Consider the following 19,167-nt stretch of genomic DNA (forward strand, 5'->3'; position numbering starts at 1 on the left):
ATCATTGTTCTCGTCTGGACAAGGTTTGCGCTGCAGGTTCCGCCTCGCCTCAGGTGACGGACCATCCGCCGTCCACCAGCAGGTTCGCGCCGGTGATCAGGCTCGCAGCCGGTGATGCCAGGAAGACGACGGCACCCACCACATCATCGGTTTCGCCGATTCGGCCGAGCGGAATGTGATCGAGCGTCGCCTTGCGATTGTCGGCATCGGACAGAAAAGGTGCTGTGCCATCCGTGTGGATGAACGTTGGCGATACGGTGTTTACGGTGACATTATAGGCTGCCCATTCGGCGGCAAGGCAGCGGGTGAGGTGATTGATTGCCGCCTTGCTCATGCAATAGATTGCCTCGCCGCGCAGTGCCACGGTACCGGCCTGGGAGCTGATGTTGATGATCCGGCCCCCATTGCGCTTGATCATCTGGCGGCCCACAGCCTGCGTCATCAGAAAGGTGCCCTTGATGTTGACATCGAGTATCTCGTCAAGGTCCTTCTCCTCGACGAGTTCTGCGAGATTGCCCGGAGCCACCCCGACATTGTTGACGAGGACGTCGATCCGACCGAACGTAGCAAGCGCCGCGTCGACGGCCTGCGCGATATGGGCCTTGTTGGGAATGTCCAGTTCAACAGGGAGAACTCTTCGTCCCGTGCCTTCGAGTTCGGCAACCAGGCCCGCCGAAGCTGCGACATCGCGGACCCCTAAAACAATATCGGAACCTGCTGCGGCACAGGCAAGTGCGCAAGCTCGACCGATGCCACGGCTCGCTCCCGTCACCAAAGTCACCTTGCCCTCAAGGCTGAAGTCCGGCGCGTTCTTCTGCATCATCATGCCTCCCTCGATGAAATCAATTTATGACAGCGTCGGCGTGCGGATGCCAGATATTCTCAACATGCTGAGGAGCGTCCCCTTGACCAATGGGCGATCCCGCAACGTGGGACACTTTCCCCGATAGGCCCCGGCAAAAATCCGCATTGCCCGTCGGATCCTGCACACGACGACCGACGGCGCGGGAGGAAGCGACGAGGCTGATCTCGCGGCGGCTTCCGATACCGCCACCCACACGACCTGGAAAATCGGTATCCGGTGGCCTAGCCGATCTGCATCAGGATCGGAAAGGTCTGCTGGAACCAGATCGCCACATTGCTGACCCATCCGAACAGGAAGGCGAGGCCGGTAAGCACCAGGAAGAGACCCATCACCTTTTCCACCGTGCCGAGATGGCGGCGGAAGCGCGACAGGAAGCGCATGAAGGCGCCGGAAAAGCCGGCGGCGATCCAGAAGGGGATGGCAAGGCCGAGCGAATAGATGGCGAGCAGCCCGGCGCCGGAGCCGACCGTCTCGCGCGAGGCGGCAACGCCGAGGATGGCGCCGAGCACCGGCCCGATGCAGGGCGTCCAGCCGAAGGCGAAGGCAAGGCCCATGATATAGGCGCCCGTCAGCGTCGCCGGCTTGCCGCCGCCTTGGAAGCGCGCCTCGCGGGTCAGCAGCCCGATTCGGAAGAGGCCGAGAAAGTTCAGCCCCATGACAATGATGATCAGCCCGCCGATCTTCGACAGGAGGTCGAGATGCTGGCGAAGCGCCATGCCGATGCTGGAAGCGCCGGCGCCGAGCGCCACGAAGACGGTGGCAAAGCCGAGCGTGAAGAAGAGTGCGGAGAAGAAAACGCCGCGCCTGACACCGGGCGCGACCACAACCGCACCGCCGCCGCGGAACTGCTCGACGGAGATGCCGGCCATATAGCAGAGATAGGGCGGGACGAGGGGAAGCACGCAGGGCGACAGAAAGGAAAGCGCCCCGGCAATCAGCGCGCTCCACAGGGAAATATCGGCAATCGACACGCATTCTCTCCGGCTGCAATCTGCGTGATGTTCCTAGCTTTGCAGGCCCGGGATTGCCAATCACCTTTTTGCGCGCGCAAGAAATCTGTCTTTGCACGCGAGACATCCGTCTTGCGCCGGCAAGAAATGTGCCGACCGTCGAAAAAAGGCAAATTTTTCGGTTGACCGCAATGGGTCACCTGCCTATGTTCCGCCCACTTCCAGCCGGGGTGGTCACACCCGCGGAGAGGGAGAGCGTAGCTCAGCCGGTAGAGCAACTGACTTTTAATCAGTAGGTCTCGGGTTCGAACCCCGACGCTCTCACCAAAGTCTCCAACAAAGACAAGCACATAAAGTTTCGCATGAGGAACGATCGCTCTGGTAGATCGGCCTGGGGGAAAATTGGCTTCCGGTTTTCCCCGCCTCTGTGGCATCCTCCCGGCATGCCCGGGCCATCCAAGAAATTAAAGCTCACCCTGTCCTCGAGGAGAACCCCTTTCATTCGCGCGCCCATCCGGCCGATGCGACGAACCCTCGCGACGTCGTCGCAATGATAAACGTCCGGGAAAGCGCCATCACGACAATGGCGGCACGGGGCGTTCTCGATCCTGCTCAGGTGGCCGCCGCGACGCGGTTCCGTGCATTATGGGAGGCCATGGGCGGCAAGGGAGCCGGCGCCTTGCCACCGTCGACATGTTCCCGGCCGTAATCAATGGCGCGCGAGCAAAGAGCTGGCCCGGTCGGGCTCTCCTCGGCACCCGGATGTATGGTCTTGTGTCCGCCGTTTGCGGTGAGGGCTACGCGCTTCATGAGGTGGTCGGCGACGGCAAGCGGGAACGGCTCACAGCGGCGGATATGCTCAGGATGGGTCTGGACGATCTCGCTGAACTGTGGCGGCTAGCAATGCGGCCCTGATGCCCCGCTTTGCCGCCTGTGGAGCCCAACAGCGCGCGTCGCGGGTATAACCGGGGAAGGAATAGCGCCTTCGTTTCCAGAGCCTGAGAAGTGACGTTACGTTTACGGTTCCCATGCGAAAGTTGAGCATTTAATGGGGGAACTGCGATGGCAACTCAATTCCAGTCAGCTGCTCGGCGCAGCTATTGGTTCAGCGTTCTTTTCAGCAGCCTTGTCGATTTCGTAGTCGCATTCATCATCGCGCTGTTCTTCGATAACACGGCAGGCCAAGCTTTTATCGTGGCACTTATCGCAATCGCGGCGTTGTACATTTTCCAGTTGCTCTACGCGCTTCTCGGCGTAATCAAGGTTGCGATCTTGTTCTACTGGTTCGACAAGAAGAAGCGCGTCCAGGCAACGGTGGATGAGATGATCGCGCGGAGGATGCCGAAGCCGGTGCGCTTCTATGCCGACGCCAGCGAGTATCTTCTGAGTGTTGTTAAATCGGACACAGCTAACAACGACGCGAAGCTATATGCCGGCGCAGCGCTTGGTAGCATCGATACCTTACGGGCCACCAACCATAGCTATCAGCTGATCAATCTGGGTTTGGTGTTAGAGGAGGCGATCAAGGAATATGGACGCCTTGTTGGTTTCGTCTGGGATGATGGTTTGGATATCGCGCCTGAAGACTTGGCTGAAATCGAACGTTAAACGCAAGTACTGTCAGCCGCATGGCGGTGGGGCGTATTCGCTCCAACCGAAGCGCGCCTTCAAAATAAACTTGATCGCCCGCAGTGCCACATCGTCACTACCGCCGGCGAGGCGGAGCAGATGACCGACAAGAGCGGCTTCAAGCTTGGCGGCGCCGATGTCCAGCTCGTGGCGAAAGTGTTGCCTCAGCGTTTTCGGGTCGATCTCCAGCGCACGGCTGATTTCGCGTTGGGGAATGCCCTCGGCGGCAAGCATCTGGACGAGACGCCGACGCAGTTCCGTGGGCTGATGTGGAGGTCTGCCAGCGTGTTTTTCGGGTTCTTCATTCATAGAGGGGAAAAATCGAAGTCCAACCCACCTGATGTTTCGTCGGCGTCAAAAAAATTCTCCAGATGAGCGGGCACGCGGGTCCATGGAGCCGTGGCCTTGCAACCTTTCACCCGCTCCCTACGGCTATTGGGTGGAAACCCTACGCCAGATGGCGGGATGGAAAATGAACAACCTCTGCGCCAATTTAGATGCCATGAGTATCATTCATTTGCCTGTACGCGCCGTGCTGATCGTCGTCTGCGGTTTCCTTTCAGGCTGCTGGCAATGGGAGTGCGATCCTCCCGTGCCTGCGCTGCTGCGCAATTTACATGCCACGGGAGGCTGGTGGAGCCAAGGATGTCCTCCTCCCGAAGATTTCCTCCGGCACTCCTTGAAGGAACGCGTTTCGCCGGAGCTAACACGACGTTTGCGCGCGCGATTTCCGCCAGAGAGTGACGGGGCGGCTATGGAGCGATATCTGCTGGCGGAGGGGTTCCAGATTTCCTCACCCTGCGGCGAGCGTGCTCCAAGCGTCCGTCAAGCTCAGTTTCACCAAGACGGTTGCCCATACCCGATGAATGTCAAAATAGCCTGGGAAAGAGCGGAGGACGGAAAATTGGCCTGGATCAAAGGTAGCGTCTCTTACAAATATCCCTGACTGCGAATGACCGAGAACACGATTGTTCATTCCTGCTGCCGGCTTTCTCTGGGCATTCCCGTCTTTGCCGCAGGATGGAGCTTCGCGGAAATCTGCTGAGGCACAGGAACCAACTTCCGCTGCGGTCCGTTTTCTTCTCATCAGCAAAGAGGAGAAATCGACCATGGATTGGAATCGGATCGAAGGAAACTGGAAGCAGGCGAAAGGCAAGATCAAGGAGCAGTGGGGCAAACTCACCGACGATGATCTCGACCAGATCGCCGGCAAGCGCGACCAGCTGGAAGGCAAGATCCAGGAGCGGTATGGCATCGAAAAGGACCGTATCAAACGCGACATCGATGACTGGAGCGGCCGCCAGACTTGGTAGTGCCTGAACAAAAACCCGGTGAAAGCCGGGTTTTTGCCGAAGGAGCTACAGCGATCAAGGGCTCTCGGATGTCACGAACCACCGAAAGCCAAGAGAAGTACGCCGATTGCGATAACCGCTAGCGCTGGCCAGTTTTGGGATATCCCGAGGAATCTGAGGCCTTGGCGTCGTGGTTCCAGCGTGGTGCTGCCTTGCGGCAGCATTTGATGCGGATTACTCGGTTTTCGACGAAGCGCCGACGTAAAGAGAAAAAGAAGTCCGCCGATGATGAGAGCGGCTCCGATCAGGATTGCCCACATGGTGACCTCCATAGAAACCAGGGTCTTGGGGTAAACCAGATCCGGACCTGATCGTTCCGTGAGTAGCTCCTCGCGTGAACAACCTCCACGGAAAGATTGAAGCAAGCTCGCCGGAACCAAAAGCGCTCGCAGTGAATTTGACCGCTGAGCAATCTTGGAGATCCTGATGGACCAGACACCGATGACGGCCATCCGCGGAATGATGCTGTACGTCATCGCTCTTCTCGTCTTGGGCATTCTGGCCGGCGCCGCCTACACGATCTATGGCCATCCCGCCGATCCGTCTGAGCGACCGGCAGCCGATACGATTCCGGAAAAAGCCACGGCTCCGCAGTGAGATGCGCCGTACCAGCTCATGGATTGATCGCCGTGGGAATGATGACCGGGAAAGGTGCTTGCCAGATCCGGCGCGCACCCGGTCAGGTCGTGTTGAAAGGCCCGCGCTCCCCGGCAAAAGATCCGCAAGTGGCGACCAACATGGCTTTGGAAAGCAAGCCGGAAATCCTGTCGCAAGTCGTTCCAACCAGTCAGAAGATAACATTATAGGGAGAACAACCTGCGACAGAGAAAATCGGCACCTGGGTGGGATCATTCAGATTGCGAAGAAGCCGCTGTCCGAGGCTTTGAGATATTGCATTGGGACACCAGGCCAAGGGGAGTTTGCGGATGAAAGAACATGTCGTCGTGATATCGGGAGCAGGTCCGACAGGCCTGATGCTGGCAGGCGAGTTGGCCTTGGCAGGCGTCGACGTGGCGATCGTCGAACGCCGTCCCAACCAGGAGCTTGCCGGTATGCGGGCCGGCGGTTTGAGTGCGCGCACGCTCGAGGTTCTCGATCAGCGTGGGATCGTCGACCGCTTCCTCGCCGAAGGCCAGATTGCCCAGGTTACCGGATTTGCGGTCACGCGTCTGGATATCAGCGATTTTCCGACCCGGCACAATTACGGGCTGGCGCTGCGGCAGAAGCATATCGAGCGCATTCTGACCGGCTGGGTCGAGGAGCTGGCGGTGCCGATCTATCGCGGCCGTGACGTGACGGGTTTTGCGGAGGACGATATCGGCGTCACCATCGAACTCTCCGGCGGCGCCTCGCTCAGGGCAGGTTATCTCGTCGGCTGCGATGGTGGCCGCAGTCTGATCCGCAAGATTGCCGGCATAGAATTTCCAGGATGGGATGCGACGACCAGCAACATTCTCGCCGAAGCCGAGATGGAGGAGGAGCCGCCATTGGGTGTCCATCGCACGGCCCTTGGCATGCATGCCTTCGGCCGGGAGGAATATGAAATTCGCGACGGCAAGGTCGTCTTTGCCAGTGAAGGCCCGATCAATGTCATGGTAACGGAAAAGACGGTCGGCGGCACGGGCGAGCCGACGCTCAGCGATCTCAAGGAAGCCCTGATTGCCGCATGCGGGACAGATTATGGCATCCATAGTCTCAAGTGGATTTCCAGATTCACCGACATGTCACGCCAGGCGGCGGCATACCGCAAGGGCAGGGTGTTCCTGGCCGGCGATGCCGCCCATGTGCATTCTCCGGTGGGCGGACAAGGCCTCAATACCGGTGTGCAGGATGCCGTCAATCTCGGTTGGAAGCTGGCCCAGGTGGTGAAAGGAATGTCGCCTGAAGCCCTGCTCGATACTTACCACGCCGAACGGCATCCGGTGGCCGCCCGGGTGTTGCGGGCGACGATGGCGCAGGTCGCGTTGCAACGGACGGACGATCGAACGGAAGCCTTGCGTGAGATGATAACGGAGCTCCTCGGCATGGAGGAGCCTCGCAAAAGGATCGCGGCCGAGATGTCCGGACTGGCGATTCATTACGATCTCGGCAAAGGCCATCCGCTGCTCGGCCGCCGCATGCCTGACCTTGAGCTCACCACGCCGGATGGTCCTTTGCGTCTCTTTACGCTCCTCCATAATGCACGGCCAGCGCTCGTGAATTTCGGCGCACCCGGCAGCGTCGACATCACGCCGTGGTCGGACCGCGTCACGTTGGTCGATGCCCGATGTGATGGTGCATGGGAACTGCCCGCGCTGGGCATTGTTTCCGCGCCGGCCGCGGTGTTGATCCGGCCCGATGGCTACGTGGCGTGGGTGGGTGACGGGACGCAGGATGGTCTGCAAGATGCGATGAATAGCTGGTTCGGACCAGCCGGCTAAGGACCGAGAATTCGTGAGCTGTTGGCCTATGCGGCGAGCGAAATCGAACCGCAATCCAAAATCGTCTCGGGCTCGGGCATCGGTTTGCCGCGGCGTTCCCAGGTGCGACGGCTGATGCCGAAAGCCTCCCAGGGGCGCGCTTGGCTAAGGGCGTTGGCAAGATAGTCAGCTCTGGGCAGCGCGCCTGCCGCACGCCGTCGCTCTTCTTTTCGGGCTCGGTCCCGCTGCCGCCGCCTTTCGTTTTGAAGTTTTGTTCTTTTCCGCTTCGGCACATCGAATGCACCAATGGTGCGAATGTCGAGCGCGCTCCGCTCTGAGTAACTCAGATGCAGGGCATGACCGAGAGCGTCGGCGGACAACGAGGAAAAACGCACCTTTGTCCGCTCGTAGATGATGTCCTCTATATCGGCTTTTCCAGCCCATGGAAGCCAGCGCGCCGACCAGCCAAGCACCACGTCGACGAACTCTTGCCTGAATTCGACGAACGCGAGGCTGGCGATCACCTCGACGTAGATCAATGCGTCATCCGCCTCCGGCACGATGTCGCCGTGACGATGCCTGATCAGTTTTTCGATCTCGCGCACCCGGCCCCGGAAATGGTTCCAGCGGCTGACCCGCATGCGTCGCTGTACGACCTTGTATCCCAGCAGGCAGTCGCCGAGCTTGATGGTCGTAACATCCCGAGCAAGGCCATCCCGTTGATCCGCCCTTGCAGCCCGTTTCTCCGATTGAGCCGCTTCATCTGCGCCAATAAGACGATCCATCGAGTTCCCCTTGCGATCTGCCTCGGAGGCCGAAACGACGGATTGTAAAGGAAGTCGAAGGGGGTGATATGCACTCTTTACTCGGCATTCTGTGGATTGTTGAAGAAACGGCGGCCGTTCGATGACCTCGACGCTTCCTAATTAAATGCAAAAGACATTGCAGTTGCACTCGGCGGAATCGCCGGGCGGAGAAAGCGCGGTCGAGCCGCCATGTTTACATCAGCGACGATCAGCGAAAGCCGAAGAAACTCAAAATCGCGAGTACGATAACGACAGCGCCGACAAGCCAGATCAAATTGTTCATGGGGAACCGTTCTCCTGTTAAATCGAGCCAACCGTGACCCGATGACGTAATGCGGGGCGGGGCTTGCGGTTCCCTAACCATTCCGATTGCTGCAGCGCGCCTTCTCTCGCGACGCAGTCGTTCAACGGCTGTTTTCTTGCAAAGCGGGGTTCAGCAGCTGCTTGCGCCTCGGCGGTTAGACAATCTCAGCAGCGAAGCGTTGAACGAATGTCGGCCGTCTGTGCTTCAATAGCTGCACGAGCGCGCATTGCCGGGTCTGAATCCACCCGCGCAGGCAGGGTTTATCGAGCTATCGCGTTGATATTGAAAATCCTGGTTGTCGGGCCTTGCCGTCGACGTGCAGGCAGAAGTAATCGTGGATGTACCGAGCAGCGCTGCGGCGGCCACAAATGAAAGAAATCGGTTCATTTGAACTTCTCCTTGCGAGATTGTCATGGTCGCAACCTATTATGCCAACACGAGCCTATACGAAAACTTCCGGCCGGCTTGATCACGCTCACTTGATCTGAAGCATTCGTTACATTGATCAATCGATCTCACTTCGTGATGCGTCGAGGCTCGATTGATGTTCAAATCTATTCTTCTTTAATCTAATCGGGCTATTCTGCCATTATGGAAGTAGTTTCAATGGCGTTTTGAGCGTGACGTAACCAATTTTGACTTGAATTAAACACGTTTTTTCAGTAAATTTATAGCATAAAAAGTATTATAAATGGGAGGATACTATGTCTTCAACTCGGTTTGACCCGGTTTTGCTTCATCGCAAGCATTTCATCGATGAAATCACGTGCCTCGATGAAATCCTGGATTTCCTGGACGAATGGCCGGAGGACAAACGAGGTTTGGCATATGACACGCTGTTGAAGGCGTGCAGGGATACGGCCAGCGGCCGTTTCCCGCTGAGCGCCACGCGCGAGAATTTTCGGCGTTTTCTGAAAATGTCGGGCGTGCTGGCAAACGTCGAGGCTGCCCCCAAATTCGAGCGGCTGATGAACGAGCGAACTGTCGGCAATGCTTAGCAAGATATAGGCTCGTCAACGGGCCTATCCCGCAGGCGAGGGCGCGCCGTAACATCAGTTGCGGCGCGTTCTGGTCTCGGTATTTACGGATCTGACCATCGCCTATTTCTTGGCCACAAAGCACCGCGACAAGCACCTGTAAGAGGCAGGCGGTTGTCGGTTCTCAGCAGACTTAGGCCGCGCCCGCACTGGCCCAGTCGCATCGGAAGGCCAGCACAGGCTTCGAAAACCCTTTGAGCCGTCGGCGCGTTGCGTGACCGAAAAGATCGGCGGCGCCGTATTCCCGAAAAATATTCTCCGAGACGAGGATCTGGTCGCTGGAGGCTGCTGCGCAGAGACGCGCGGCAAGTTGCACGGTCGAGCCGAAAAGGTCATTGCTGTCCTCCACTGGTTCGCCGCAATCCAGTCCGATGCGGATATGAATCGGCTCGGCGTTTCCGCCGTTGTAACGATCGAATTCGCGCTGAATCGCCATGGCGCATTCCACCGCTGCAGCCGTCGTGGCAAAGGCCGCCATGATGCCGTCGCCGGTGTGCTTCACTTCCCGGCCTGAATTCTGGCTGAGGCACCGGCGCACGATCGCGTCATGAGCCCGGACCATTTCGGTCGCCATGCGGTCGCCGAGGCGTGATGTCATCGCGGTCGAGCCGACGATATCGGTAAACAGGATTGCCCGGTGGCCGGGATCCACGTCGACAGAGGATTGGCCGGGCGCCGGCTCAGGATCGTGAATGCGGCCGAGGAAAGCCTCGACGGCTGACAAGGCGACCTCGACGATCTCGTTGGCGACGAAGCCGTGCGCCTCGCGATGCACACATTGCGCGGTTTCCGCGTCCGGCGCATCCACCAGGCAAAAGGCGGTTCCGCGCCGCTGATCGAACCAGTAGGTGAGGAACTTGACGCCGTACCGATCCTGAATGTCGAGATCCATGCGATGCGCCCGGGCGACGTCGGCGGCTGACGTTCCCTCAAGATAGTGCCGGTCCATGAAGATAGGCATCGCGCGCTCCTCCCAGATCCGCCGCGTGAGAGATGGACGGCATTGTACGACCTGGAGGCAACTCCGTCCATCTATGGCACAGTCAAGGAATGATCATAAATGCTCTTTCTTCCAGAAAAACATGGCGTTGCTGTAAACCATTTGGAGTATAGAAAGGAGATGTTTGAGTTTTAATCAGTCAACCCTGGATGTGAACCCGATTTTTACCATAATTGATCGATTAGTGGCTGATCGCAGGACTCTGGCGGCCGTTCAGCAGGCTTCAGGCGTTTCATCTTCAAGGACGCCGGGAGATCTGGCGGGCCGGGACACCGCAGGGCCGGGAGACTGAAGGGATGGAGAGACACGTCTGTTCCAACATCAAATCCGTGCAACACGCTTCGGCTGTACCTAGCCTGGCAACGGCACGCAAATTGCATCGCACTCATAAGCTCCACCGAAATTGGGAAAAGCTGTAGCAAAGTGAGACAGACGGCACATTTTCGACCGGTCGGCTTGGCCTCGATGGGGCTCGGTCATTATGCCGTTATCAACTCTGTGTGGGACGCCGCGCGTACGCTTTTGCACGACTGGCCCGTCGATGACGGCGAAGATTATCTCGAGGCCGTCAAGTCATGCCTGGATGCGATCATCGGCGATCTCCCGCCCGACGAAGTGCGGGCGGCATTCATCCGGGCGGCGCAGGAGGCGGGCATCGCCGTTATAGAGGCTGCGGACTGAATGTCTGCCGCGCCCAAGCCGCCAGCTTGATACGCCCGTCCCGAACCCGAAATCACCCCAGCGCTTGACTTCTTCGGCCAAAGTTCTATTTTAGAACAAAACAGGAACATTGGAGATGATCATGACGCATACGGAACAGGTGATCGCCAACGCCCTTGCGCTTGTCGAAGCGTCCCGCGCAGCGCGCGAGCGGGATCAGCTGCGGCGTGCCGCCTGGCAGAAGAAGGTCGAACTCAGCCGGCCGCTGCCGCCTTTGCCGCGTCCGGTTCAATTGCCGCTGGCGCTGAACTGATGCAGCCGGCAACGATCTTGGAACCCAATCGCGCAAGCACGAAACAGGCATTGTCCGACCGAGCTGGGCCTGATCAAGCCTCGTCGGATCAAGCTTGGCCCGATCAGGCTTGGGAAGTCGAAGCCGTGCTTGCCTGGCATGACGACAATGCCAAGGCGGCGATACGCTCGCTGCTCGACGACTGCAAACATCTCCGCCAGCAACTGGCGCTGGCGGAAAGCATGATGAGCCGCGGAATGGCCCGCGGTTGGACGCCGCGATACGAGCGCGACGCCCTCTGAAACGGAGGCGATCCGGAGCGCCAATCGGCCGCGTGACATGCGCCCGTTCCGAAAAACCCGCATAGGCGCACACATCCGGCTCGTCCGCGATCGCGGCGGTTTTCCCGCAGCCGGGGCTCCGCGCCGCCTGTTATCGGATCCGGCGATGACCCCGTGACTCTTTGAATTGGCGCCTATCCCGTCAGGCCGACATTCGCGAGATAGGCCTCCAGCGCCCACACATCCGCGGAGGCGACGATGGCGCCGACATAGCCGTCCGGACGCACGAGCACCCAGTCGCCCGCTGTGGGGGCATAGGCGTCACGGAAGTGCCCGCCGTCGTCCATGAGGTCGCCGCGTCGGCCGATCCGGTGGATGTGCAGGCCTGTACGCGGCGGCAAGGCGACTTGCACTTCATAACCGAGCAGCGTCCAGTGCGCGCCCTTGAACAGCTCGAACAGACGCACCGGCTGGCCGGCGGCGCCACGCATCGGCGCATCCGGCGCACGGTCGCCCGCAAGCAGGCCGCCATGTCGCTCCGGCTTTTCCAGCGCGAAGGAGGATTCGGGGTAGCCGATGTCGAGTTGATGGACCTCGCGGCCGCGCCGCATCTCGCCGCGTTTGAGAGCGTCGAGAAGACTGGTGGCGAGACCGAGCATCGTCGCTGCGACGGGGCGGCGCTCTTCCTCGTAGCTGTCGAGCAGCGCGTCGGGGGCGCCCGCTTCGACCGCCGCCAGTTTCCATCCGAGATTATAGGCGTCCTGAACGCTGGTATTGAGACCCTGTCCGCCGGTCGGCGGATGCGTATGGGCGGCATCGCCGACCAGGAAGACGCGGCCGAGCCGGTAGCGATCGGCAAGCCTTGCATTCATGTTGAAGGCCGAAGCCCATGAGACCGACTGGACCTCGATGTCGTCGCGGCCGCTGCGCTCCTTGACCAGAGCGGACAAGCCTGCCGCGGAAAGATCGACCTCGCCTTCGAGCGGGACGGGTGCCTGGATCTGGAACAGATCCGTTCCGGCGAGCGGGCAAATCGCAATCTGCCGCTGCATGTCACCTTGGCCGAAGCGATGCCATGCGTCGCGATCCAGTCCGGTCAGAAGGACATCGGCGACGATGGCGCGCACGCCGAGCGTCTTGCCGGGAAAGCCGATATCGAGCGCATGGCGCACGAAGCTGCGGCCGCCGTCGGCGCCGACCAGCCAGCGCACGCGGACGGTCTCTTCGCCGGATTGACCGCTGAGCCGCGCAGTCACGCCGGCCTCATCCTGTTCGAAGCCGATGAGTTCGCTGGCGAATTCGGGCCGGCGGCCAAGCTCGAGCAGGCGCCCGCGCATCACGCCTTCGGTGAGGAACTGCGGCACCATCAGCGGAAGATGATAGGGCTCGGCAGGCGTCGGCTCCTCACCCACCACGGCGTCGGATTCGCTGAAGCTGCCGTCATCTCGATATTCCCGCTGCCGGGGATAGGCGCCGCCGAGTGCGACGATCCGGTCGAGAATGCCGAGATCCTCGAAGACTTCCTGGGTTCGAGGCTGGATGCCCTTGCCGCGGGAACCGCGGAACGGGTCGTTCAATTTCTCGATCAGGCGGAAGGATACGCCGCGCCGCGCGAGCTCGATCGCCAGCGTCAGGCCGGCCGCACCGGCGCCCGATATCAGCACGTCGACTGTCGAATTCTCTGTCATTGTTTTCTCCATATGTGTATTATGCACATAATAGGAGAATCGGCATGGCGTCAATAAAGAATGTGCAAAATACACATATAAGCGAGAAGCTGCGCGAGTTGCATGGAGCATTGATCGAGATCGTCAGCGTCATGAACCGCCCGCAGCGCGACGAGCAGATGGTCCGCGAGGCGGGCATTTCGCTCGATCGCGCCCTGTTTCCGCTGCTGGTCACGATAGAGCGGCTCGGTCCCATCGGGGTGGTCGAGCTCGCCGACCGCGCCGGACGCGACTACACCACCGTTAGCCGCCAGGTCGCCAAGCTCGAAAGCCTCGATCTGGTGGAGCGCCGCGGCAGTGCCGCCGACCGGCGCGTGCGCGAGGCGGTCATCAGCCCCAAGGGCAAGGCAATGACCGATCGCATCGATGTCGCCCGCGAGAGGATCGGCCGCGCCATCTTCGAGACCTGGGACGAGCAGGACTTCAATGAACTCGTGCGGCTCATGCGGAAGTTTGCAAAGGATATCAGCGGCGATATCGGCAGCAGCGCGGGGGAAACGCAGGGCGAGGGCGGACCGCAACCGGGTTAACCTCGGAATCCTTGCTTGATCTGGCGGTGAATTCACCGGAGCCATTGCGCCGATGCGTCTGCAATGGTTTTGTAGCCTCCTGCAATCGCAACGCTTTCCGGTGATTCCCAATGTTCGATATTCTGTGGCGCGGCCTGTTGATCGGCGCCGGCGCAACCATCCTCATGGACCTCTGGGCGATCCTGCTCACCCAGTTCGGCCAGGCGGCGCCCAACTGGGCACCGGTCGGCCGATGGTTCTGGCACCTTCGCCGCGGCAAAGTCTTTCACGACAGCATCGCCGATGCCGAGCCCTATGCCAATGAACTGGCGCTCGGCTGGATCAGCCATTACGCCGTCGGCATTCTCTATGGGATGATCTTTGCCATCATCATGGGCTCGGCCTGGTTGGCGGCCCCGACATTTCTTCCCGCCTGGATCTTCGGCATCGTCACCGTCGGGGCAGGGTGGTTCTTGCTGCAACCGGGCCTCGGCATCGGCTGGGCCGCCTCCAAACACCCGACCCCGAACAAGGTCCGCTGCTTCAACCTGCTGGCTCATACGGTGTTTGCATTGGGGCTCTATGGGACTGCGCTGATTATTGGGTGAGCGCGGGGTCGGTTTGGTCCGGCCTAAGGGCTGCCCCTCACCCTAACCCTCTCCCCCTAAAGACGGGGAGAGGGGACGTGCCCTGCGAGAGCGAGGTGGGACGGATAGGTTTCGGCATGTCCCTTCGCCCCGCGAGCGGGGAGAAGGTGCCGGCAGGCGGATAAAGGGCAGGCGGCGATCATGGGGCGACGCAGAGCCCTTGCCAAAGGTCTCCCCAGACAGCCTCGCCTTACCGCGCCGCCCAGTTGGCGCCGCGGCGGAAGATGGTCTTCATCTGGGGCACGTCGAACTCCTTGGCCTGATGGCCGAGCGAGGAATAGAAGACGCGACCCTTGCCGTATTTCCGTTTCCAGACGACCGGCATGACGACGCCGTCGATCCAGTAGGCGTGCTCGCCGGTGAATTTCGTCGTCGCCAGAACCTCGTTCGAGGGGTCGACATGCATATAATATTGCTCTGACGTATAAGGGAAATCGGCGATCCCTTCGACGAGAGGGTCGTCGGGTCGGGTGATGTTGACGGTATAGTCGATGATGTTGCCGGGGTGAGCCACCCACTGGCCGCCGATGATGAACTGATAGTCGACGGAATCGCGGAAGGCATCGCCTGCACCGCCGTGATAGCCGGCAATGCCGACGCCGCTTTCGATTGCCGCGGCGAGGTTCTTCACCTCCTCCTTCTCGATCTTCGACATCGTCATGATCGGCACGACGAGGCTGAGATCATGGACGGAAGGATCGGCAAGCGCCTCGGTGCCGTGTTCGAGATAGACCTTGAAACCGTCTTCCTCGAGCATGGTCTTGATGATTTCGGCGCATTCCTGCGGCTCATGCCCGCTCCAGCCGCCCCAGACGATCAGTGCTTCACGCATAGTCTTTCCTCCTGAAACTTATTTCGCCAGTCGTCCGTCGACGATGGAATCGGACAAGGGGGCAGGGCGCTCCGTTGCCGTGGTGATCGCCACTGTCTGGCCGGTCACGGCTGCGGTATGGAACGCTTCCATGACTTCGAGCACGTGCAGCGCCAGATCGCCATTGGCCCGATGCGGCCGGTTGGAGCGGATCGCATGCGCCATGTCGGCGACGCCGAGCGAGCGATAATTGCCGTCGGCATAAGGTGCTGTGACCGGCTGGTCCTCGAACGAACCACCCTTCTTCAGATATTCCACCGGGCCGGCGAACTTGTTCGGATCGGGCACAAGAAGCGTGCCCTCCGTTCCGTAGATTTCGAGCGGCACATGCTTGTGGCCGGCGACATCGAAGCTCATGGCGATCTGGACGACGGCGCCGTTGGCAAAAGCCATCATGCCGGCAACATGGGTCGGCACATGCACGGGAATGCGCTCGCCATTGCGCGGTTCGCTTGATATCAGCCGTTCCGATCGCGGCGTCGTCGCAAAGCCTGCAACCTGCGCAACAGGTCCGAGAAGATTGACGAGATCGGTGATGTAATAGGGGCCCATGTCGAGCATCGGCCCGCCGCCGACTTCGTAAAAGAAGGCCGGGTTCGGATGCCAGCGCTCATGGCCCGGGCACATGAAGGTGGCCGAGCCGCCGACCGGCTGGCCGATGACGCCCTGGTCGATCAAGGCGCGGGCCGTCTGGTGGCCGCCGCCGAGGAAGGTGTCGGGAGCAGCGCCGATGCGCAGATTCCTGGCCTTGGCGGCCTCCGCCAATTTTTTCCCTTCCGCGAAATTAATCCCGAGCGGCTTTTCCGAATAGGTGTGCTTGCCGGCCTCGAGCGCCTGCAACGCCACCGCAACATGGGCCTTCGGGATCGTCAGGTTGACGATGATCTCGACCTTGGGGTCGGCGAAAAGCTCCTCGACCGATTTGACGGGAATGTTGAATTCCGCAGCTTTTGCTTCCGCCAGCTCCCGGTTGAGATCGGCGACGCCGCGGATATCCAGGATAGGGAAGGATGCCATCGCCGTGAGATAGGCACCCGAAATATTGCCGCATCCGATGATGCCGATACCGACTTTGTCCATGAATTCCTCCATTCAATCTTGATTGTGCTGCCCGTCAGAGCGCCGGCCCTGTCGTGTTCCAGGGCGATTCGTAGAGTTCGTAGAGCGCCACCGCAGCCGCACCTTGCGCCCAGAAATCATCGCTCGAATCGTCGAAGACGAGTTCGCTCACCCCTCGCAGCGACGGTGGAATGGCGAGCGCATAGGCATCGCGCAGGCTGTTGAGGAAGGGTTCGCCGAGCGCCAGGCTCGAGCCCACAAGAATGACCCGCGGCGGCGCAAACAGCGTGACGATATTGGCAATCGTCAATCCGACCGCCTCGCCGGCGCGGATGGCGGCGCTGATCAGCCGGTCGTCATCGGCCTTGATCAGGGCCTGGGCATGGTTCATGCCGCGACCGAGGCGGATCGCTTCGGCAAAACGCCCGTCGGCCTGCTGTTCGCCGAGGATGGCACTTTCGCCGGCCTGGCTGAAAAGCCGCACGACGCCATTCGGCCCCATGCCGAGCACGAGGTCGCCGAGATTGTGGCTGAGACCGCCGGCGCCGCGAAACAGGCTGTTGCCGTGCAACACGCCGAGCCCCAGCGTCTGTTCCAGCGAAATCAGCACCATATCCTCGAGATCGCGTGCCTTGCCGAACCAGTGATGGCCAAGCGTGATGGCATGGGCGTCACTTTCGACAATGGTCGGCGTCGAAAGCCGCGCCGACATCTCGGCGGCGAAATCGACATTGGTGTCGCGAAAGATCGGGCTGCTTCTGATGTAGCCGGTGCGGTGCTCGATGACGCCGGGAAAGCCGAGGCAGACGCTGTCAACATCCTCCAGCGACAGCCCGGCATCGACGACGCAGCGCCTCACTCCATCCTCGACCAGATCGGCGATGACGCCGATCGGCTGCCGGTCGATGCGGATCGGCAGAGCGAGCTTCGACAGCACGTCGCCGCGGAAATTGGTGACGACGAAGACCATCCGGTTGGCGGCGATCTTGGCGCCCACCACGCGGGCTGCATCGGGATTGAGTTCCAGCATCACCCGCGGGCGCCCACGCACCGCCTCGTTGCGGATATCGCCTTCATGACGCGGCAGGATCAGCCCGTCGTCGAGCAGCGAGGCAGTGATGGCGGAAACGGTCGTGGTGGAGAGTTCGGTGCGCTCGCTGATCTCGATACGCGAGATCGGACCATGGCGCCGGACGGTATCGAGCACGTTCAAGCGATTGATCGCGCGCATTAATTCTGGATCTGCGGTCTTCATTGGGTCTAGCCAGGCGATCGTTTCGTTGGGTCGGGACCCAAATATTTGTAACGGGTTACGAAATAAATAGCGGGCAATTCGGCGGCTCTGTCAAGCGCATTTGATAAAAATACAGGCATTGGGTTGACATTGCGTCAAAGCTCCGTTGAATTAATCCGCATAGGGGAAAAATTGTGAGGACAAGCCCCTGGGAGGAAAAATCATGAATTTTATGTTGAAGAGCGCCGGTCTCGGCGGCAGACGCATCGCATCCATGGCCGCGGCCGCCGGCATGTTGCTGGCCGGGGCAGGTGCGGCCTCGGCGACGACGGTGGTCAAGTGGCTGCATCTCGAGCTCGACCCCAAATACGTCGCGGCCTGGGAAGACATCGTCAAGAAATACGAAGCCCAGCATCCCGACGTCGACATCCAGATGCAGTTTCTCGAAAACGAGGCCTTTAAGGCCAAGCTGCCGACCTTGCTGCAGTCCGACGACGTGCCGGATTTCTTCTTCAGCTGGGGCGGCGGCGTCTTGAAGCAGCAATCCGAGACCGGCGCGCTCCAGGATGTGACAGCGGCACTCGATGCCGATGGCGGCAAGCTGCGCAGCGCTTATAGCCCGGCTTCGGTCAGCGGCCTGACATTCGACGGCAAGACCTGGGCCATTCCCTACAAGGTCGGTCTGGTCAGCTTTTTCTACAACAAGGAACTGTTCGCCAAGGCCGGGGTGAAGGCCGAGGACATCAAGAACTGGGCTGATTTTCTGGACACGGTGAAGAAGATCAAGGCGGCGGGCATCGTGCCGATCGCCGGCGGCGGCGGTGAGAAGTGGCCGATCCACTTCTACTGGAGCTATCTCGTCATGCGCGAAGGCGGCCAGAAGGTCTTCGAAGCGGCCAAGACGGGACAGGGAGAAGGTTTCCTCGATCCGGCGATCATCAAGGCTGGTGACGATCTTGCCGAACTCGGAAAGCTCGAACCTTTCCAGCCCGGCTATCTCGGTTCGACCTGGCCGCAGGCGCTCGGCGTTTTCGGTGACGGCAAGGCTGCGATCATCCTCGGCTTTGAAAATACCGAGGCCAATCAGCGCAAGAATGCCGGCGACGGCAAGGGCCTCGCACCCGACAATATCGGCCGTTTCGCCTTCCCGGCGGTCGATGGCGGCGCCGGTAAGCCGACGGATACGCTCGGCGGTCTGAACGGCTGGGCCGTCACCAAGAAGGCCTCCAAGGAAGCGATCGATTTCCTCGCTTTCCTGACGAGTGCGGACAACGAGCGGGCGATGGCCAAGGCCGGCATGTTGCTGCCCGTTGCCGTCGGCGCCGGTGACGGCGTCACCAACCCGCTGCTTGCCGAATCGGCCAAACAGCTTGCCGGCTCGACCTGGCATCAGAACTATTTCGACCAGGATCTCGGCGCGGCCGTTGGCCGTGTCGTCAACGACGTGTCGGTGGAAATCGTCTCCGGTCAGATGAATTCCAAGGACGGCGCCCAGATGATCCAGGACGCTTTCGAACTGGAGCAATAACCAGCGCCTGCAGACCC

Annotated in this window: 23 protein-coding genes and 1 tRNA gene; 14 read left to right on the plus strand and 10 right to left on the minus strand. The window is 60.4% G+C overall.

The features are described 5' to 3' along the window. Positions 1-49 precede the first annotated feature (49 nt). The gene (locus tag NE851_RS20420; protein ID WP_097623180.1) at positions 50-820 is read right to left on the minus strand and encodes an SDR family NAD(P)-dependent oxidoreductase; all 771 of its coding nucleotides are present in this window, start codon (positions 818-820) and stop codon (positions 50-52) included. 266 nt (positions 821-1,086) lie between these two features. Next, on the minus strand, positions 1,087-1,836 hold the full coding sequence (locus NE851_RS20425) for a cytochrome c biogenesis CcdA family protein (RefSeq protein WP_097623134.1): 750 nt from the start codon (positions 1,834-1,836) through the stop codon (positions 1,087-1,089). Positions 1,837-2,066: 230 nt separating this feature from the next. Between NE851_RS20425 and NE851_RS20430 the strand changes: the two genes are divergently transcribed. The 5 genes from NE851_RS20430 to NE851_RS20455 all read left to right on the plus strand — a co-directional run bounded on the left by NE851_RS20430 (position 2,067) and on the right by NE851_RS20455 (position 4,757). Then, a tRNA-Lys gene (locus NE851_RS20430) sits at positions 2,067-2,142 on the plus strand. 735 nt (positions 2,143-2,877) lie between these two features. Then, positions 2,878-3,423, plus strand: a complete 546-nt coding sequence (locus tag NE851_RS20435) for a hypothetical protein (RefSeq protein ID WP_097544420.1) — start codon at positions 2,878-2,880, stop codon at positions 3,421-3,423. 120 nt (positions 3,424-3,543) lie between these two features. Beyond that, the gene (locus NE851_RS20445; RefSeq protein WP_165932245.1) at positions 3,544-3,819 is read left to right on the plus strand and encodes a hypothetical protein; all 276 of its coding nucleotides are present in this window, start codon (positions 3,544-3,546) and stop codon (positions 3,817-3,819) included. 82 nt (positions 3,820-3,901) lie between these two features. Next, the gene (locus NE851_RS20450) at positions 3,902-4,390 is read left to right on the plus strand and encodes a hypothetical protein (protein ID WP_254962425.1); all 489 of its coding nucleotides are present in this window, start codon (positions 3,902-3,904) and stop codon (positions 4,388-4,390) included. Positions 4,391-4,553: 163 nt separating this feature from the next. Continuing rightward, positions 4,554-4,757 (plus strand): CsbD family protein, encoded by a 204-nt coding sequence (locus NE851_RS20455; protein WP_003559213.1) that lies wholly within the window; start codon positions 4,554-4,556, stop codon positions 4,755-4,757. Between the two features lie 71 nt (positions 4,758-4,828). On the opposite strand, the gene NE851_RS20460 is transcribed toward NE851_RS20455, so the two are convergent. Beyond that, entirely contained in the window at positions 4,829-5,056 is a 228-nt protein-coding gene (locus NE851_RS20460; protein WP_063475538.1) for a hypothetical protein, read from the minus strand. Between the two features lie 166 nt (positions 5,057-5,222). Between NE851_RS20460 and NE851_RS20465 the strand changes: the two genes are divergently transcribed. Both NE851_RS20465 and NE851_RS20470 read left to right on the plus strand, forming a co-directional pair. Continuing rightward, positions 5,223-5,393: a hypothetical protein gene (locus tag NE851_RS20465; RefSeq protein ID WP_165932244.1), complete on the plus strand. Its 171-nt coding sequence runs from the start codon at positions 5,223-5,225 to the stop codon at positions 5,391-5,393. 329 nt (positions 5,394-5,722) lie between these two features. Then, a complete protein-coding gene (locus NE851_RS20470; protein WP_097623135.1) occupies positions 5,723-7,216 on the plus strand; it encodes an FAD-dependent monooxygenase in 1,494 nt (497 codons plus the stop codon). Between the two features lie 26 nt (positions 7,217-7,242). Here NE851_RS20470 and NE851_RS20475 read toward each other — a convergent pair whose 3' ends face one another. Further along, positions 7,243-7,980 carry a hypothetical protein gene (locus NE851_RS20475; RefSeq protein ID WP_097623136.1) on the minus strand — a complete coding sequence of 246 codons (738 nt, stop codon included), beginning with the start codon at positions 7,978-7,980 and terminating at the stop codon, positions 7,243-7,245. A gap of 529 nt (positions 7,981-8,509) precedes the next feature. Next, positions 8,510-8,692 (minus strand): hypothetical protein, encoded by a 183-nt coding sequence (locus tag NE851_RS20480; protein WP_080759892.1) that lies wholly within the window; start codon positions 8,690-8,692, stop codon positions 8,510-8,512. A gap of 317 nt (positions 8,693-9,009) precedes the next feature. Here NE851_RS20480 and NE851_RS20485 point away from each other — a divergent pair, with 317 nt between their 5' ends. Next, positions 9,010-9,303: a DUF982 domain-containing protein gene (locus tag NE851_RS20485; protein ID WP_047615776.1), complete on the plus strand. Its 294-nt coding sequence runs from the start codon at positions 9,010-9,012 to the stop codon at positions 9,301-9,303. 172 nt (positions 9,304-9,475) lie between these two features. On the opposite strand, the gene NE851_RS20490 is transcribed toward NE851_RS20485, so the two are convergent. Next, on the minus strand, positions 9,476-10,303 hold the full coding sequence (locus tag NE851_RS20490) for a nickel-binding protein (protein ID WP_028758097.1): 828 nt from the start codon (positions 10,301-10,303) through the stop codon (positions 9,476-9,478). 462 nt (positions 10,304-10,765) lie between these two features. Between NE851_RS20490 and NE851_RS20495 the strand changes: the two genes are divergently transcribed. The 3 genes from NE851_RS20495 (at position 10,766) to NE851_RS20505 (ending at position 11,596) form a co-directional block, all read left to right on the plus strand. Beyond that, on the plus strand, positions 10,766-11,023 hold the full coding sequence (locus NE851_RS20495; protein WP_028758098.1) for a DUF982 domain-containing protein: 258 nt from the start codon (positions 10,766-10,768) through the stop codon (positions 11,021-11,023). Between the two features lie 121 nt (positions 11,024-11,144). After that, the gene (locus NE851_RS20500) at positions 11,145-11,315 is read left to right on the plus strand and encodes a hypothetical protein (RefSeq protein WP_164735986.1); all 171 of its coding nucleotides are present in this window, start codon (positions 11,145-11,147) and stop codon (positions 11,313-11,315) included. Then, the gene (locus NE851_RS20505) at positions 11,315-11,596 is read left to right on the plus strand and encodes a hypothetical protein (protein WP_028758099.1); all 282 of its coding nucleotides are present in this window, start codon (positions 11,315-11,317) and stop codon (positions 11,594-11,596) included. Before NE851_RS20500 ends, NE851_RS20505 begins: the two co-directional genes overlap by 1 nt. A 173-nt stretch (positions 11,597-11,769) precedes the next feature. On the opposite strand, the gene NE851_RS20510 is transcribed toward NE851_RS20505, so the two are convergent. After that, positions 11,770-13,263, minus strand: coding sequence for an FAD-dependent oxidoreductase (locus tag NE851_RS20510; RefSeq protein WP_097623137.1), 1,494 nt, complete (start codon positions 13,261-13,263; stop codon positions 11,770-11,772). Between the two features lie 44 nt (positions 13,264-13,307). On the opposite strand from NE851_RS20510, the gene NE851_RS20515 reads away from it, so the two are divergent. Further along, positions 13,308-13,832 carry a MarR family winged helix-turn-helix transcriptional regulator gene (locus tag NE851_RS20515; RefSeq protein WP_097544424.1) on the plus strand — a complete coding sequence of 175 codons (525 nt, stop codon included), beginning with the start codon at positions 13,308-13,310 and terminating at the stop codon, positions 13,830-13,832. A gap of 110 nt (positions 13,833-13,942) precedes the next feature. After that, positions 13,943-14,419 carry a DUF2938 domain-containing protein gene (locus NE851_RS20520; protein WP_063475544.1) on the plus strand — a complete coding sequence of 159 codons (477 nt, stop codon included), beginning with the start codon at positions 13,943-13,945 and terminating at the stop codon, positions 14,417-14,419. Positions 14,420-14,648: 229 nt separating this feature from the next. Here NE851_RS20520 and NE851_RS20525 read toward each other — a convergent pair whose 3' ends face one another. From NE851_RS20525 to NE851_RS20535, 3 genes are read right to left on the minus strand one after another with little or no spacing between them, the layout of a single operon-like run. Further along, entirely contained in the window at positions 14,649-15,290 is a 642-nt protein-coding gene (locus NE851_RS20525; RefSeq protein ID WP_028758103.1) for a ThuA domain-containing protein, read from the minus strand. A gap of 18 nt (positions 15,291-15,308) precedes the next feature. Then, positions 15,309-16,409, minus strand: coding sequence for a Gfo/Idh/MocA family protein (locus tag NE851_RS20530; protein WP_097623138.1), 1,101 nt, complete (start codon positions 16,407-16,409; stop codon positions 15,309-15,311). Positions 16,410-16,443: 34 nt separating this feature from the next. Further along, positions 16,444-17,643, minus strand: coding sequence for an ROK family transcriptional regulator (locus tag NE851_RS20535; protein WP_028758105.1), 1,200 nt, complete (start codon positions 17,641-17,643; stop codon positions 16,444-16,446). Positions 17,644-17,845: 202 nt separating this feature from the next. On the opposite strand from NE851_RS20535, the gene NE851_RS20540 reads away from it, so the two are divergent. After that, the gene (locus NE851_RS20540; protein WP_028758106.1) at positions 17,846-19,150 is read left to right on the plus strand and encodes an ABC transporter substrate-binding protein; all 1,305 of its coding nucleotides are present in this window, start codon (positions 17,846-17,848) and stop codon (positions 19,148-19,150) included. Positions 19,151-19,167: the final 17 nt, after the last annotated feature.

Origin of the sequence: Rhizobium anhuiense bv. trifolii, from assembly GCF_024346605.1 — a bacterium.
Lineage (GTDB): Bacteria > Pseudomonadota > Alphaproteobacteria > Rhizobiales > Rhizobiaceae > Rhizobium > Rhizobium anhuiense.

What these genes read in the sequence shown, in the direction of transcription:
- NE851_RS20455 (WP_003559213.1), top strand. Translation starts at nt 4,554, where the DNA reads ATGGATTGGAATCGGATCGAAGGAAACTGGAAGCAGGCGAAAGGCAAG.
- NE851_RS20485 (WP_047615776.1), top strand. Translation starts at nt 9,010, where the DNA reads ATGTCTTCAACTCGGTTTGACCCGGTTTTGCTTCATCGCAAGCATTTC.
- NE851_RS20505 (WP_028758099.1), top strand. Translation starts at nt 11,315, where the DNA reads ATGCAGCCGGCAACGATCTTGGAACCCAATCGCGCAAGCACGAAACAG.
- NE851_RS20460 (WP_063475538.1), bottom strand. Translation starts at nt 5,056, where the DNA reads ATGTGGGCAATCCTGATCGGAGCCGCTCTCATCATCGGCGGACTTCTT.
- NE851_RS20470 (WP_097623135.1), top strand. Translation starts at nt 5,723, where the DNA reads ATGAAAGAACATGTCGTCGTGATATCGGGAGCAGGTCCGACAGGCCTG.
- NE851_RS20420 (WP_097623180.1), bottom strand. Translation starts at nt 820, where the DNA reads ATGCAGAAGAACGCGCCGGACTTCAGCCTTGAGGGCAAGGTGACTTTG.
- NE851_RS20445 (WP_165932245.1), top strand. Translation starts at nt 3,544, where the DNA reads ATGACCGACAAGAGCGGCTTCAAGCTTGGCGGCGCCGATGTCCAGCTC.
- NE851_RS20515 (WP_097544424.1), top strand. Translation starts at nt 13,308, where the DNA reads ATGGCGTCAATAAAGAATGTGCAAAATACACATATAAGCGAGAAGCTG.
- NE851_RS20510 (WP_097623137.1), bottom strand. Translation starts at nt 13,263, where the DNA reads ATGACAGAGAATTCGACAGTCGACGTGCTGATATCGGGCGCCGGTGCG.
- NE851_RS20535 (WP_028758105.1), bottom strand. Translation starts at nt 17,643, where the DNA reads ATGAAGACCGCAGATCCAGAATTAATGCGCGCGATCAATCGCTTGAAC.
- NE851_RS20525 (WP_028758103.1), bottom strand. Translation starts at nt 15,290, where the DNA reads ATGCGTGAAGCACTGATCGTCTGGGGCGGCTGGAGCGGGCATGAGCCG.
- NE851_RS20435 (WP_097544420.1), top strand. Translation starts at nt 2,878, where the DNA reads ATGGCAACTCAATTCCAGTCAGCTGCTCGGCGCAGCTATTGGTTCAGC.
- NE851_RS20480 (WP_080759892.1), bottom strand. Translation starts at nt 8,692, where the DNA reads ATGAACCGATTTCTTTCATTTGTGGCCGCCGCAGCGCTGCTCGGTACA.
- NE851_RS20540 (WP_028758106.1), top strand. Translation starts at nt 17,846, where the DNA reads ATGAATTTTATGTTGAAGAGCGCCGGTCTCGGCGGCAGACGCATCGCA.
- NE851_RS20475 (WP_097623136.1), bottom strand. Translation starts at nt 7,980, where the DNA reads ATGGATCGTCTTATTGGCGCAGATGAAGCGGCTCAATCGGAGAAACGG.
- NE851_RS20450 (WP_254962425.1), top strand. Translation starts at nt 3,902, where the DNA reads ATGGCGGGATGGAAAATGAACAACCTCTGCGCCAATTTAGATGCCATG.
- NE851_RS20465 (WP_165932244.1), top strand. Translation starts at nt 5,223, where the DNA reads ATGGACCAGACACCGATGACGGCCATCCGCGGAATGATGCTGTACGTC.
- NE851_RS20490 (WP_028758097.1), bottom strand. Translation starts at nt 10,303, where the DNA reads ATGCCTATCTTCATGGACCGGCACTATCTTGAGGGAACGTCAGCCGCC.
- NE851_RS20530 (WP_097623138.1), bottom strand. Translation starts at nt 16,409, where the DNA reads ATGGACAAAGTCGGTATCGGCATCATCGGATGCGGCAATATTTCGGGT.
- NE851_RS20500 (WP_164735986.1), top strand. Translation starts at nt 11,145, where the DNA reads ATGACGCATACGGAACAGGTGATCGCCAACGCCCTTGCGCTTGTCGAA.
- NE851_RS20520 (WP_063475544.1), top strand. Translation starts at nt 13,943, where the DNA reads ATGTTCGATATTCTGTGGCGCGGCCTGTTGATCGGCGCCGGCGCAACC.